The 14,091-nt window shown below is 63.0% G+C and carries 12 protein-coding genes and 1 pseudogene; 2 read left to right on the top strand and 11 right to left on the bottom strand.

What is annotated here, in order from left to right; all coding sequences use genetic code 11:
• From A7A77_RS07890 to A7A77_RS07845, 10 genes and pseudogenes are all read right to left on the bottom strand, one after another.
• Positions 1-289: pseudogene (locus tag A7A77_RS07890) on the bottom strand (acyl-CoA dehydrogenase family protein); the annotation flags it as partial.
• Positions 289-1,050: an SDR family NAD(P)-dependent oxidoreductase gene (locus A7A77_RS07885; RefSeq protein ID WP_066556101.1), complete on the bottom strand. Its 762-nt coding sequence runs from the start codon at positions 1,048-1,050 to the stop codon at positions 289-291. The pseudogene A7A77_RS07890 and the gene A7A77_RS07885, both read right to left, overlap by 1 nt.
• Before the next feature lie 35 nt (positions 1,051-1,085).
• The gene (locus tag A7A77_RS07880; protein ID WP_066556014.1) at positions 1,086-2,213 is read right to left on the bottom strand and encodes an acyl-CoA dehydrogenase family protein; all 1,128 of its coding nucleotides are present in this window, start codon (positions 2,211-2,213) and stop codon (positions 1,086-1,088) included.
• Between the two features lie 119 nt (positions 2,214-2,332).
• Positions 2,333-3,481, bottom strand: coding sequence for an acyl-CoA dehydrogenase family protein (locus A7A77_RS07875; protein ID WP_066556012.1), 1,149 nt, complete (start codon positions 3,479-3,481; stop codon positions 2,333-2,335).
• A gap of 31 nt (positions 3,482-3,512) precedes the next feature.
• On the bottom strand, positions 3,513-4,616 hold the full coding sequence (locus A7A77_RS07870) for an NAD(P)-dependent alcohol dehydrogenase (RefSeq protein ID WP_066556009.1): 1,104 nt from the start codon (positions 4,614-4,616) through the stop codon (positions 3,513-3,515).
• Between the two features lie 23 nt (positions 4,617-4,639).
• Positions 4,640-5,422, bottom strand: coding sequence for an SDR family NAD(P)-dependent oxidoreductase (locus A7A77_RS07865; RefSeq protein ID WP_082835992.1), 783 nt, complete (start codon positions 5,420-5,422; stop codon positions 4,640-4,642).
• A 10-nt stretch (positions 5,423-5,432) separates the two neighbouring features.
• Positions 5,433-5,849, bottom strand: coding sequence for a GFA family protein (locus A7A77_RS07860; protein WP_066556005.1), 417 nt, complete (start codon positions 5,847-5,849; stop codon positions 5,433-5,435).
• Between the two features lie 70 nt (positions 5,850-5,919).
• Positions 5,920-8,232: a TonB-dependent receptor gene (locus A7A77_RS07855; RefSeq protein ID WP_066556098.1), complete on the bottom strand. Its 2,313-nt coding sequence runs from the start codon at positions 8,230-8,232 to the stop codon at positions 5,920-5,922.
• Between the two features lie 221 nt (positions 8,233-8,453).
• The gene (locus A7A77_RS07850; protein ID WP_066556004.1) at positions 8,454-9,977 is read right to left on the bottom strand and encodes an acyl-CoA synthetase; all 1,524 of its coding nucleotides are present in this window, start codon (positions 9,975-9,977) and stop codon (positions 8,454-8,456) included.
• A gap of 12 nt (positions 9,978-9,989) precedes the next feature.
• A complete protein-coding gene (locus A7A77_RS07845) occupies positions 9,990-11,237 on the bottom strand; it encodes a cytochrome P450 (protein WP_066556002.1) in 1,248 nt (415 codons plus the stop codon).
• 142 nt (positions 11,238-11,379) lie between these two features.
• Between A7A77_RS07845 and A7A77_RS07840 the strand changes: the two genes are divergently transcribed.
• The gene (locus A7A77_RS07840; protein WP_172799865.1) at positions 11,380-12,411 is read left to right on the top strand and encodes a LysR family transcriptional regulator; all 1,032 of its coding nucleotides are present in this window, start codon (positions 11,380-11,382) and stop codon (positions 12,409-12,411) included.
• 10 nt (positions 12,412-12,421) lie between these two features.
• Here the strand turns inward: A7A77_RS07840 and A7A77_RS07835 are convergent, their stop codons facing one another.
• Positions 12,422-12,793 (bottom strand): nuclear transport factor 2 family protein, encoded by a 372-nt coding sequence (locus tag A7A77_RS07835; RefSeq protein ID WP_066555998.1) that lies wholly within the window; start codon positions 12,791-12,793, stop codon positions 12,422-12,424.
• A gap of 205 nt (positions 12,794-12,998) precedes the next feature.
• Here A7A77_RS07835 and A7A77_RS07830 point away from each other — a divergent pair, with 205 nt between their 5' ends.
• Positions 12,999-14,090, top strand: coding sequence for a phosphotransferase (locus A7A77_RS07830; RefSeq protein ID WP_216635559.1), 1,092 nt, complete (start codon positions 12,999-13,001; stop codon positions 14,088-14,090).
• Position 14,091: the final 1 nt, after the last annotated feature.

Below are 14,091 nucleotides of genomic sequence, written 5' to 3'. Positions count from 1 at the left end.
CGTCCGGCGCGGCCGTGTTGCAGGCCAGCGGCCCGAGTGGTGACAGACCGGACCTGATCAGGACATAGGCCGTCTCCACCTGCGTCAGGTGTGAACCGTCGGGCAGGACATGCGGCGTCATCACCCCTGCCGCGCGCGCCTTTGCGCGCATCTCGTCGACCAGTTCGTCGGTCGGACAGCCGTGATGATCGCGGCGCGTGTCCTTCTCGTAAGGGATCACGACTTCGCGAACGAATGCTTCTACCTTCGCGCCGATATCCAGCGCGCGCCGCGATACAAGCGTTTCCATCACTTTGGCGCCATGCGGATCGCACCGTCGAGGCGGATCGTCTCGCCGTTCAGCATCGGGTTCGCGACGATCTGTTCCACCATCAGGGCATATTCGTCCGGATTGCCCAGACGGCTGGGGAACGGAACCTGCTGGCCCAGCGAATCCTGCGCCTCCTGCGGCAGCGATGCCAGCAGCGGCGTCAGGAACAGGCCCGGCGCAATGGTCATGACGCGGATGCCGTGGCGTGCGAACTCCCGTGCGATCGGAAGCGTCATGCCGACCACGCCGCCCTTGGATGCAGCATAGGCGGCCTGCCCGATCTGTCCGTCGAATGCCGCGACGCTGGCCGTGTTGATGATCACGCCCCGTTCCTCGCCCAACGGCCCGGCATCGGTCAGCCGTGCGGCAAATTTCGACAGCACGTTGAAAGTGCCGATCAGGTTGATGTTCACGATCAGCGCGAAATCGGCCAGCGGAATGGGATTGCCATCGCGGTCGACCACCTTCTTCGGCGGGCCGATGCCGGCGCAGTTCACCAGGATACGGGCCTTGCCGTTCACAGCCTCTGCTTCGAGTATCGCGTTGTGGACCTGATCCTCGTCCGTCACGTTCACCTTGGCAAAACGACCGCCGATCGCGGCGGCATGGCTCTGCCCCAGTTCCTCGTTCAGGTCGAAGATCGTGACTTTCGCGCCTGCCTTGGCAAGCCGCGCCGCAGTCGCACCGCCAAGGCCCGACGCCCCGCCCGTCACGATTGCCGCCAATCCGTCGATGTTCATGATGATCCTTTCCTTTGTCTCTTGGCTGCTGCGCGTCACAGCGCGCGCGCGATTACCAGCCGCTGGATGTCCGATGTGCCTTCGTAGATCTGGCACACCCGCACATCGCGATAGATTTTGGCGATGCCGAATTCTTCCAGATAGCCATAGCCCCCCAGCGTCTGGATCGCGCCGGACACGACCGCTTCGGCCGTTTCCGATGCGACGAGCTTGGCCATTGACGCTTCCTTCAGGCACGGCAGCCCTGCGTCCTTCAGCGTTGCGGCATGCAGCACCAGTTGCGTCGCCGCTTCCAGCCGCGCCGCCAGATCGGCCAGCCGGAAGCCCACCGCCTGGTGCTGGATGATCGGTTGTCCGAAACTCTTGCGCTCTTTCGCATAGGCGACGGCGATTTCCAGTGCGGCGCGTGCCATGCCGATGCTTTGCGCGGCGATGCCGATCCGGCCCACCTCAAGGTTCGACAGGGCCAGTCCGTAACCGGCCCCTTCCGCGCCCAGCCGCAGGTCGTCGGGCACGAACAGGTCCTCGAAACGGATGGCGCAAGTATCGGACGCACCCTGCCCCAGCTTGTGCTCGACCTTGTCGACCGAATAACCCTCACTATCCGTGGGCACGATAAAGCCTGTGATCCCGCGCTTGCCCGCATCGGGATCGGTAACGGCATAGACGATCGCGACCCCTGCGATACGGCCCGAACTGATGAACTGCTTCGCACCGTTCAAGAGGTATCCGCCGTCGACTTTCGTGGCGCGCGTGCGCATGGCCGCGGCATCGGAACCGGCATCCGTTTCGGTCAGCGCGAAGGCGCCGATCATCCGGCCCGCGATCAGGTCGGGCAGGAAACGCGCCTGCTGCTGCGGCGTGCCGTCCTTCAGCAGGCTGGACACGATCAGGCTGTTCTGGATCGAGATGATGGTCGAAAGCGCACCGTCGGCAGCCGCGATCTCGATCAGCGCCAGTGCGTAGGACACGAAATCCGCCTCCGCCCCGCCGAATTCGGCAGGGGCAGTCATGCCCATCAGGCCAAGTTCGGCCAGTTCCTCGAACAGACCGTCGGGATAGCCGCCCGCAGCCTCAAAGCTGGCGGAGCCGGGCAGGATACGATCCTGCGCGAAGCCGCGCACGGCATCCTGGATCGCGGTCTGGGTCTCATCGAGAATCATGCGGCATCCAATTTCTTTTACTCATGAGTAGATAATATTCTGATAGGTTTCAGGTCAATCCCAAATTCGTCCCGCGAAAGTGTCGGCGAGCAACGGGCGGCAAGCGCACGGAACCGGGATCAACCGGCAATCTCCCGCCCGATGATCTCCAGCAATATTTCGGAAGTGCCGCCGTAGATCCGCTGCACCCGCGCATCCCGCCACAGCCGGGCTATGGCGTATTCGGTCATGTACCCGGCCCCGCCATGCATCTGCAGGCAATCGTCGGTGATCTGCCACTGCATCTCGGTGTGCCAGAACTTGGCCGCACTGGCCTGCACGCCGGAAAGTTCCTTTCGGCAATGCGCTTCGATGCAGCGATCGAGATGGACCCAGCCGACCTGCAGCGAAGCAGTGTGGCGGGCAAGGGTGAAGCGCGTGTTCTGCAGGTCGATCAGGCGTTCTTCGAATACCTTCCGGTCCAGCGCAAACTCGCGCGCTTCGTCAAAAGCGCGCTGGGCTGCCGCTTGCGCCATGATCGCGATGCTCAGCCGCTCTTGCGGGATCAGCTTCATGACTTGCGCAAAGCCCTGCCCCTCTTGCCCCAGCATGGCGGATGCCGCCACGCGAACGCCATCGAAGAACAGTTCGGATGTGTCGGCATAATGCTGTCCGATCTTGTCCAGCTTGCGCCCGCGCGCGAAGCCTTCGGCTCCTGCCTCCACGATGAAGAGGGTGATGCCGCGCGCGCCTGCGGCAACATCCGTTTTGGCAAGGACGATAACGATATCGCATTGCTGCCCTGCGGAGATGTAAGTCTTCACCCCGTCGATGATCCAGTCGTTTCCGTCGCGCCGAGCCATTGTGCGAATGGCCTTGAGGTCGCTGCCGGCACCCGGCTCCGTCATGGCAATTGCTGCCACTGTCGTTCCGGCGATCATGCCGGGCAGGTATCGCTGCTTCTGCTCTTCCGAACCGTATTCGACTATGTATTCGCAGATGATGTCGGACTGCAGCGGCGGGCCGCTGAAGCAACCGGCATAGGCCAGTTCCTCCGTCACGATCGCATTGTAGCGGAAATCGAGCCCCAGCCCGCCATACGCCTCTGGCACCGTCGGGCAGAGCAGGCCGGCTTCCCCGCATGCCAGCCAGAAAGACCGGTCGATCTCCCGCTCCCGTTCGAACCGGTCGAGATTGGGCAAAAGATGTTCGCGCAGGAACGCCCTGACACTGTCGCGAAAGATCGCGTGATCGCTATCGAAACAGGTGCGTTCGGCGGGAATACCCACGGGATGTCCTCCTGTTATCCGGCTACTCCGTCTACGGGCACATAACGGCCTTGATGCACCGCCCTGCCGCCTGGTCCTGAACAGCTTCGTTGATTGCATCGAACGGATAAGTCGTGACCAGCCGGTCGAACGGGAAGCGACCGTCGCGGTACATCGCGATCAGTTCGGGGATGAAGGTCGCGGGATCGCTGTCCCCCTCGACAATGCCGACGATCCGCCGGCCATAGGTAATCATCGCCGCGACGTTGACGGGAAGCGCGGTTTCCGCCCGCTGCGGCACGCCGACAAGGCCCAGCGTGCCGTGACTGGCCAGGGCATCCAGCCCGGCAGACATCGCCTCGTCCCGCCCACTGGTTTCCAGCACGTAATCGAAGCCGTGGGGCAACGATTGGCGCAGCGCTGCGGGCGTGTCGGCACCGCGCAGATCGACAACCTCGCTCGCCCCCAGTTCGCACGCCATTTGCCGGCGGGCGGCATCGGGTTCGACGACGACGATCGGATCGCAGCCCCGATCCTTGGCCGCCATCACCGCGGCCAGACCCACCGGCCCTGCCCCGAATATGGCAAGCGAACTGCCGGGCGGACAATCGAAGGAACGCAGGATGCTGCCCGCCCCCGTCTGGAAACCGCAGCCCAGCGTGCCGAGAATGCGCAAATCGATGTCAGCGGCATCGACCTTCACCACCGTTCGCGCGGCGGCGACGGCGAATTGTGCAAAAGACGATTGCAGGAAGAAATGCGATGCGACGGGGCCGTTAGCGTCGCGATAGGCGGTAGATCCATCGGTCCGCGCGCCGGAATAGTTCAGGGGCGCGAAATCGCGGCAATAGCTCGGCTTGTCATTCCGGCACTGCGGACAGGTTCCGCAACTTCCGAAAGAAAGCACGACCGTGTCGCCTGCTTCCAGCCCCTCCACCCCCTCGCCCACGGCGCGAACGATACCGGCACCTTCATGGCCAAGGACGGCAGGAACCGGATAAGGGATGAACTGGTCACGGAAAACGAGGTCGGTATGGCAAAGTCCCACGCCCGCGATCTCTACCAGCACTTCGCCACCCCCCGGTCCTTCGACCTGCAGCGTCTCGATCGAAAAGGGCTGGCCGGCTCCCCTTGCCACTGCGGCGCGCGTTTCCATCCTCTCGTGCCTTTCAAAGTGCTTCAGGCTGCGGTGTATCCGCCATCGGCGATATATTCCGCGCCGGTCACGAACCCCGCGGCGTCGCTTGCAAGAAACGCGATCAGCGGTGCGATGTCCTGCGGCATGCCGATCCTCCCCGCGGGGATCAGCGCGCTCCACGCGGCAAGGATTTCTTCCGGCGTGAGCAGCCGCCCACTCTCGTCTTTCGGCGGTTCCCAGTCTGCGCCAAGGTTCGTGGCGATCGGGCCGGGCATCACGCAATTGACCCGCACCCGCTCCTTCGCCAGTTCGATGGCCACGGCCTTGCTCAATGCGCGCACGGCGCCCTTGCTGGCACTATAGGCGGCATATTCGCTTCCCGCGACCTTGCCGTAGATCGACGACACGTTGACGATGGACGCGGACCCCGTCGCGGCCGCGCGGCGCAGCAGCGGCAGTGCGGTATGCATGCCAAGGTACACGCCCTCCACATTGATGGCATATTGCTTGCGCAGGATTTCGACCCCTGCATCGGCAAAGGGCCTGGCGATCATGATGCCGGCGTTGTTGACCAGCACGTCCAGCCGCCCGTGCGCCGCATCGATCTCGGCGCAAACCTCTGACCACTGACCCGCGTCCATCACGTCGAGCGCCAGCGCGCTGGCGCCGTTGCCGATCGCATCGGCGACTTCGGCTGCCCCTTCGACGTTCCGGTCGGTAAGGACGACCGTCGCGCCCAGCGCGGCAAACAAGGTGGTCGTTTCCTTGCCGATGCCCGATGCCGCGCCCGTTACCAGCGCGATCTTGTTCGCAAGGTCGATCATCCGAAACCCTTCATACGTTGGAACGTGCGTGCCGCTCCGTCCCGTCAAAATCGGGAAGGAACGCCATGCGGCTGGCGCAGAACACTTCGACAACCGGTTGCAGGTCTTCGGTCGCATCTAGTGTGCCGGACTTGATCAGGACCAGGTCGGCCAAGGGTTCGATCCGCGACAGCACTGCCGAACCGCAAATGCCGCAAAAATGCCGCTCCAGCTTGCGACCTGTCTCGCTGGTGTCGTGGTACACCTGCGTCGGTCCGGACTGGTCGTAGGCGGCGACGGGAAACCCGGTGACGAGCGAAAAGGCACTGCCCGTCTGGCGCTGGCAATGGCGGCAATGGCAGATCGCCGTGAACACGGGCGGCGCGGACAGCGAATAGGTCACGCCGCCGCACAGGCAACTGCCGGTCACTCGCGTTTCGCCATCCATAATCCGCTCCTTGCAGAAAACCGGCCGGCCCCCGGGTGGAAAAGGGGCCGACCGTTCATGATCGCAGCCGTCAGAATTCGTAACGCGCGGTTACGCCATAGCTGCGTGGGGGAGCATGCAGCATGTAATCGTACCCGAATGCATCGCGCAGGTTCAGGCCGTACATGAACAGCTTCTTGTTGGTGAGGTTCGTGCCCCAGACGCGAAGCGAGAGGTTCTCGCCTTCCCATCCCAGCGTCGCGTCGAGCATGACGTTGGAAGGCATGTTGAGGTTCTGGTTCCCCGCCTTGTCGTTGAACGGAGAGAAGTACTGCTTGGAGGTGTAGACCGCGTTCGGAGAGAACACGAAATCGCCCGAACCCAGCTGCCCCAGTGTCCAGTCAAAGCCGAGGTTCACAGTCCAGTCCGGCGCGTTCGGCAGCGTGTTCCCGTCAAGGTTCACACCCGACAGCGTCAGCTTGTCGTATGTCGCGTTGAGGTAGGTCACGCCCAGCGTACCCTCTATCGAGGAGACGGGCCGTGCGGTCAGTTCCAGTTCGACACCCTTGATCGTCGAACCCGGCGCGGAACGGATGAAGCCGGTGGTCCCGATCACCTCGTTCAGCTGCTGGTTCTTGTACTTCGTCAGGAATGCCGCCGTGGTCAGGTTGGCAAGCCCGCCGAACAGCCGGGTCTTGGCACCGATTTCATAGGCGTCCACCTTTTCCGGCGGCACGAAGTCGATCGGATTGCCGGCATAGAACTGGCTGGAGAACGAACCGGCACGATAACCGCGGCTGAAGTGGCCATAGACCATGGCACCGCTGTCGAAGGTGTAGTTCAGGCCGACCTTGCCGGTCAGGCGGCTGCTCTTCTTCTTGCCCTGATCGTCGGTGATGATCGTCCCGTCATCCTCGATGCTGCCATGGGTGAACGTGACATCCGCAGCCAGCGGATCCTGCGGATCGAAGGCGTAAGTCGTGAAGGTCGGCGAAGTGGCCGGATCGGCAAACGAGGTCAGGAATGAATAGGCGTCGTAGTGACGGTTCGTATCCTTGGTATACCGCACACCCAGCGTGAAGCCGAGGTTGTCGGTGATGTCCTGATCAATCTGCGCGAAGGCGGCGTAGGAATTACGCACCTGCTTGTAGTGCTGGTAGAAATAGAGAACGCTGACAAGCCGGTACTTGTCGTTGTTGTCGATCTTGTCCCAGCCGTAATAGACACCGGCCTGCAGGTTGGTGCGGTCGGTGTTGAACATGAACTTCAGTTCCTGGTTGAACTGCTTGTACACGTCTCCGTAATAGGTCTGCAGGAAGCCGATCACCGGCGTGCCCGAACCTTCCTGCGTCAGCCGCTGGCGCGACCAGTCGTAGGCCGTCAGCGTCTGGACCGACAGGGTATCGCTCAACTCGTAGTTCAACACGAATTGCGCGCCCGCGTTGCGAACCTCGTTGAAGCCAAGGTCGGGCTGGTCTGTTTCGAAGAAGCTCAGGTTGTCGACCACGAGATCCTCGTCGCCCTGAAATTCCGGCGCGATATCTTCGGGACGGCGATAGTAACGCGAGATGCCGGAATTGTCGTTCAGGTGATAGGCCGCGGCCTGCGTCGGCTTGCCCTTCGATCCGGTGAACTTCAGATACATGTCCAGCCGCTCGGTCGGCCGGGCACGGATGATCAGGCGACCGGCAAGCGAATCCTTGGAATTGGCATCGTCCTCGCCCGGATAGATATTTTTCACCCAGCCGTCGGCCTCGACGAAATTGGCCGATGCGCGGAAACCCAGCACGTCGTCGATCAGGGTGCCTTCGATCGCGCCCTGTCCGCGCACTTCGCTGAAGCGCCCGTAACCGGCCTCGATATATCCGGTGGTGCCGGGGTTCAGGCTCGGCTTGACCGAGATGAAGTTGATCGCGCCGCCGGTGGTGTTGCGACCGTAAAGCGTGCCCTGCGGACCGCGAACCGCTTCCACACGCTCCAGATCGTAAAGCTGCAGGCCGTGCATGGTGCGCGCGCTGAGGTAGTTGTCGTCGGTATAGACGCCGACAGGCGAAACCTGGTTGGCGCCGTATTCGTTGCCCACGCCGATGCCGCGCATCGTGAAGTTCGGCTGCGCATCGCCGAAAGCGCTCGTCACCTGAAGCGAGGGGACCGCACCGCTAAGCCCGAACGTGGAGGTCACGCCCTGCCGTTCGAGATCGTTGGTGGTCAGCGCCGAAACGGCAACCGGAACCTTCATCAGCGATTCCGAACGACGCTGCGCCGTAACCACGATCTCGGCAACGCCCTGGTTGCCGACTTGGGTTTGATCGCCCTGATCTGCGGCGTCCTGCGCTGCCGCGGGCATTGCCCCTGTCGCAACACCTGCAAGCAGGCCGACTCCGTAATACTTGAAGCCTCTCATCCTTCCCTCCACCATTTCGGGCTTTGACGCCCTTGTTGCCGAATTTTCGTTCGACGATTTGATACTCTCAACTTCCGGAATCGGTCACGGCAAGTCCAATAGAGGTTCGCGATCCATTCATCGGAAATCTGCATGGTTCGCGAGCATGGGCGGGAATCCCCGATCGCGAAGTGATATGAAACTATCCAATTTGCGCGCCGCGCGGGTCTGACGGATTCCCGTCACGGCACGTCCGCACGGTAACGGTCGCGCACGAGCCGTTTGAGCAGCTTGCCCGATGGGGTGCGCGGCAAGGCAGGATCGAAGTCGACCTGCCGGGGCACTTTCTGGCGGCCGACGCGCCCTTTCAGCCAGTCGATCAGTGCGCTGGCCAGTTCCGGCCCTGCCTTTGCCGGATCGACAGGCTGGACCACGGCAACGACCCTTTCGCCAAGATCGGGATCGGGCGCGCCGATCACCGCCGCATCCGCCACATCGGGGTGCAGCAGCAGCTGGTTCTCGATCTCCTGCGGGTAGATGTTCACGCCGCCCGATATGATCATGTAGCTCTTGCGATCGGTAAGGTAGAGGTAGCCGTCCTCGTCCAGCCGCCCGACATCGCCGATGGTCGTCCAGCCTTGCGCGTTGCGGCTGGCGGCGGTCTTTTCGGGGTCGTTGTGGTATTCGAACGGTTGTCCTTCGGCGAAATAGATCGTCCCCGTCTCGCCCACGGGCACTTCCTCTCCCGCCTCGTCGCAGATTTTCGGAATGCCCCACATCGGCAGGCCGACCGATCCGGGCTTGGCCAGCCACTGCTCCGGCCCGATGTTGGTCAGCCCGTTCGCTTCGGTGCCGCCATAGAATTCGTGGACTATCGGCCCCCACCAGTCGATCATCGCGCGCTTCACCTCGATCGGGCAGGGCGCGGCGGCGTGGAACACGTTGCGCAGCGACGAACAGTCGTAACGGTTGCGCGCGTCCTCAGGCAGCTTCAGCATGCGCACGAAGTGGGTGGGGACCCACTGGGCATGGGTCACGTGGTACCGCTCGATCGCGGCCAGCGCTCCTTCCGGATCGAACTTGTCCATGATGATGACCGTTCCGCCCAGCTTCTGCACGGCCATGCACCAGCGCAGCGGAGCGGCGTGGTACAGCGGCGCGGGCGAGAGGAAGACGGTGTCCTGCCCCATGCCATAGGCGGTGGAACCAAGGTTGGTCAGCCCGTTCGGTTCGTCCAGCGGACCATCGGGAAGCGGCGGCTGGATCCCTTTCGGGCGCCCCGTCGTTCCCGACGAATAGAGCATGTCGTTGCCTGTGCTTTCATCGGCAATGCGCACGGCGGGCATCGCGGCACGCTCCGCCAGAAAATCGCGCCCTGCCCCATCGCCGGTCCCCACCGAGAACAGCTCTACGCCATTCGCGCTGGCAACGTCGGCGATCCTTGTGTCGAGGCCGGGCGAGGCAAACAGGACTTTCGCGCCGCAATCCTGCAGGATGAATTCGATTTCCGCCGCCAACAACTGGGTCGAGATGCAGACGTAGTATAGCCCGCACCGGTTCGCGCCCCAGATGATGTCGAAAAAGTCCGCGCGGTTGTCGATCAGGATCGCGATGACATCGCCCCTGCGCAGGCCCAGCGCGCGCAGCAGGTGCGCCGTCCGGTTCGACCGGTCTTCGAGCTCGCGATATGTAACAACATCGCCGGTCGATGCCATCACGATGGCGGGTTTTGCCGGATCGGCGGCGGCATGGATGCTGGGATGCATGATCGCCCCCGTTCAGACGCTGAAGCGGATCGGCAGGCGCTTCAGCCCCGACACGAAGTTCGCCTTCACCCACGCCGGTTCGCCGTCGAGCGCGATGCCCTTCACGCGCGGCAGCATCTCCTCGAACAAGGCACGTATCTCCATCTTGGCAAGGAACTGGCCAAGACAGACGTGCGGACCATAGCCGAAGGCGACGTGGCGATTGGGCGAACGGTCTACACGAAACGCAAAGGGGTTTTCGAACACGTCCTCGTCGCGATTGGCGGAAGGGTAGCACATCATCAGGCTGTCGCCCGCCTTCACCGCTTTTCCGCCAACCTCGCAATCCGCGACGGCGGTGCGGAAGAAGTGTTTTACCGGCGATGTCCAGCGAATGAACTCGTCCACCGCCCTGGGCATCAGCGACATGTCCGCGCGAAGCTTCGCCATCTGGTCCCGGTTCCGGATCAGCGCCAGCAAACCGCCCGAAATGGCGGAACTGGTCGTGTCGTGCCCTGCGGCAGCAACGATCAGGAAATAGGCGTCGCGCTCGGCATCGCCGATGGGTTTGCCCTCGATCGTGGCATTGGCAAGGATCGTCGCCACATCGTCGCGCGGGTTCTTGCGCCGATCGGCCACGACATCGGCAAAGTACGCCTTGAAGTCGTCGAACGCCTCCAGCATCGAGGTCATGCCCTCGCCCCCGCCCGCCTCGGTATCGGTATTGCCGAAGATCTTCTGCGACAGGCGCAGCATCAGCGGCTCGTCCTCTGCCGGAACGCCCAGCACGATCATGATCGTGCGCAGCGGATACCACGCGGCGATGTCTGATACGAAGTCGCAGCGTCCGCCGTGGGCGATCATGCGGTCCACCGTCTCCTTCGCCAGATCGGCGATCTTTCCTTCCAGCCCGCGCACGCCCTTGGGCGTGAACAGGTCGGCGGTCAGCGCGCGGAAAGCCTTGTGATCGGGATTGTCCATCGCCACCAGATTGCGGGCGAACATGCCGTCGGGCGATTGCTGCTTCAGCAGTTCCTCGTCCGTGCGGGTGACGAGGAACTGGCGCGGGGCATTCAGGAAATTGGCCGCGTTCAGCTCTACCGCGGTCACATCGGCATAGCGGGTCACGGCCCAGAACGGGCGGTAATCGCGCGGCTCGCACCAGTGCACCGGATCATCCCTGCGCAGCCGGCTGAACGCATCGTGATAGGCGTCCTCGTCGGCATAAGTCGCCGGGTCCGTGATGATCTCGTCGATCTCGCGCGTCGCCTCTTGGGCCATGGCTTTCTCCTCTCCGGACCATGGCTACCCCCTCTCGCCGCAAAGGGTCCAATCAGGTTTTGGACGAGATCGATAGACGATCCCGATTGATCTGCTAGACTGCGGGCATCGGTCATCAGAACCGAAACGACAGGAGAGTATGATGCAGCACCTTGATCTCAAGCTGCTCCGCAGCTTCGCGGCCGTGGCCGACGAACGCTCTGTGACGCGTGCTGCCGGCAGGCTGAACCTCACCCAGCCCACGGTGTCCGGCCAGATCAAGGAACTGGAACAGATCCTCGGCTACCTGCTGTTTCACCGCACCTCTCGCCGCATCGCGCTTAGCGAACAGGGCAAGCGGCTTCTGCCGCTGGTGCAGACGCTGCTACTCAATGCCGAGGAAGTGCGACAGGAAGCCGAAGCGCTGCGCGATGCCGCCAATCGCCATTTCAAGCTTGGCGCGGCGATGTACACGATGGACCTGCCCGACCGGCTGGCCCTGCTGGACGCGTTCATGAAGGCGCGGCCCGAAACCAGCTATTCAATCGACAACCGGCTGCAAACCGACCAGGTCCGCGACCTCCTGACCGACAGGCTCGATATCGCCCTTTTGCTGGGCGTCGCCGTCGATCTGCCAGTGCAGAATTTCACGCGCGAACTCCCTTCCGGCTGCATCGTGAACGAAATCCAGTATCCCGACTCGCTGGAACGCGTGCTCCTGCGCCGTCGCAAGATCGGCTTGCTGGTGCCGGCAGACAGCGCGCTGGCGAATCTCGACACCATACCCGTGCAGGCCCTGTCGCAGCTGCGAATCGCGATGCTGGGCGGAGAGCACGGCCACGCAGTTGTCGACCCGATTGCCCAGTTCATCATGGAACACGGCGCGGCGCCCGTCGCCGTGGCCGAAGGCAACGCCCTTGCGATAGAGCGCTATGCCCAGCGCAACCGCTGCTGCGCCATCGGCATCGGCTGGTTCCCGACGCCGGATGGCATGGTCTGGCGCGAGGTCGAGGACATGGCGTTCCACCTCGATTTCGCGTTGGTGCTGGGCACGAATGCGAACAAGGCCGCCCGCCGCTTTTTCGATTTTGCGCAGGCATTCCAGGCCGAACGCACCGATTGCACGACAATCGCCGGTCCGGCGCGCTGTGTCAGCGTCGTCGCGCGGCCGGGGAACGAGGCTTCGTTACACTAGGACCCTCAGGTCATAGCGCAATTTCGAACGTGTCGAAGACATGCGCGGTATCGCTATATTCGCGCATCTCGCGGATCAGGTCGCCTTCGAACAACGCGACAAAGGCATAACGGTTCGCGTATGCCTTCCCGTTCTTCAACCGCGCCTGAGACGTCGCCTCGAAGAACAGCTTGTCGCCGCACACGGCGATGGGCCCTGCCGTAACCGCGATCCCGTGTTCGGTCTGTTCGTGCAGCGATGTCAGAAGCTGGTTGAAATCCGCGATCGGGATCGACACGCCCGCGTTGGACCACCATGCACCGTCGTCGGTGAACAGGCCGGTATCGACCCGCCCTTCCACGATTTGCGCAATCACGGTGCTGGCGGCCTGTTCCTTCGTCATCCTGTTCTCTCCGCTACGGTTTTGCAGGTAGAGCTATCGCCCCCGCCGATCGATCGGCAAATCGGAACTTGCACCCGATCCATCGGCATTGCCGATAGGTTCGTGGCAAAGGCTTATTGGACCCCTGCCCGTCGCTGCGCCAACTTTCCGCCAGGAGATCAATGCGACGGGCAACAACGCCCGCGAAACGAACCGGAGTTGGATGGTGCTGGAACAGCCGAAGGCCGCGACGGGCATGATATGGCAAGATGCCTTGCCGCGCCCCGAAGCAATGACGCCCACACTACTGGAAGACCTGCTTGCCGAAGGCGGGCGAGAGGTAGCGATTGCCGACCTGACGTGTGAGCGGGTGGGCACCGGCCAGATCGGCGACACTGTGCGTTATCGCGTTTCCTATCGCAGTGGCAGCGGGCCGGAAACGATCATCGGCAAGTTTGCATCCTCCGATCAGACCAGCCGCGCCGTTGCCGATGCGTGGTCGCTCTATCAACGCGAGGTCCGCTTCTATCGCGAACTGGCGCGCGATGCCCGGCTGGATACGCCGGAATGCTATTGCGCGCTGATGGACGAAAGCGGCGCTTTCGCCCTGCTGCTGGAAGATCTCGCCGGCGCCACGGTGGGCGACCAGTTTCGCGGCATGGACGATGGCGACGCACACCGTGCCATGAAAGAAGCCGCCAAGCTGCACGCCGCGTTCTGGCAGCGCGGCGAAGACCCCGATCTCGCCTGGCTGGACACCGGGCCGAAAGCCCAGCCGTTCTACGGGCCCGAAGTCTATCGCGACACGTGGCCCCGCTTTCGCGAACGCTATGCCGATCAGCTGGAAACGGCGCACCTGCGGGTCTGCGACGCCCTGTTCGAAGGTTACGATGCCTACAACCGCCCGCGCGACGGCATCCGCTGCGTGACGCACAACGACTTCCGGCCGGACAACATGCTGTTCTCCGCAGGCCGGCTGACTGTGGTCGACTGGCAAAGCGTAGCACTGGGCACGAATGCGGTGGACGTCGCCTATCTCATCGGCGGCTCCTATTCTCCCGAAGCGCGGCGCGAACACGAAGCTGCGCTACTCGCGACCTATCTGGCCGAGCTGGAAAGGCAGGGCGTCACCGGGCAGTCGCGCGATGCCTTCGAACACGAATATCGCCATTTCACCTTTGCCGGGATCAACGTCGCGGTAGGTGCGGCGATGCTGGTCAAGCGCACCGAGCGCGGCGACCGGATGTTCCTTACGATGCTCGACCGGCACGTTTCCCACGTGCTCGACACCGATGCGCTGACCCTCCTCGCGGAGTAGA

It is taken from the genome of Croceicoccus bisphenolivorans (assembly GCF_001634625.1).
Taxonomy (GTDB): domain Bacteria; phylum Pseudomonadota; class Alphaproteobacteria; order Sphingomonadales; family Sphingomonadaceae; genus Croceicoccus; species Croceicoccus bisphenolivorans.
Note: the sequence above shows the minus strand (reverse complement) of the source record. Positions and strands in the feature narration are given on the sequence as shown.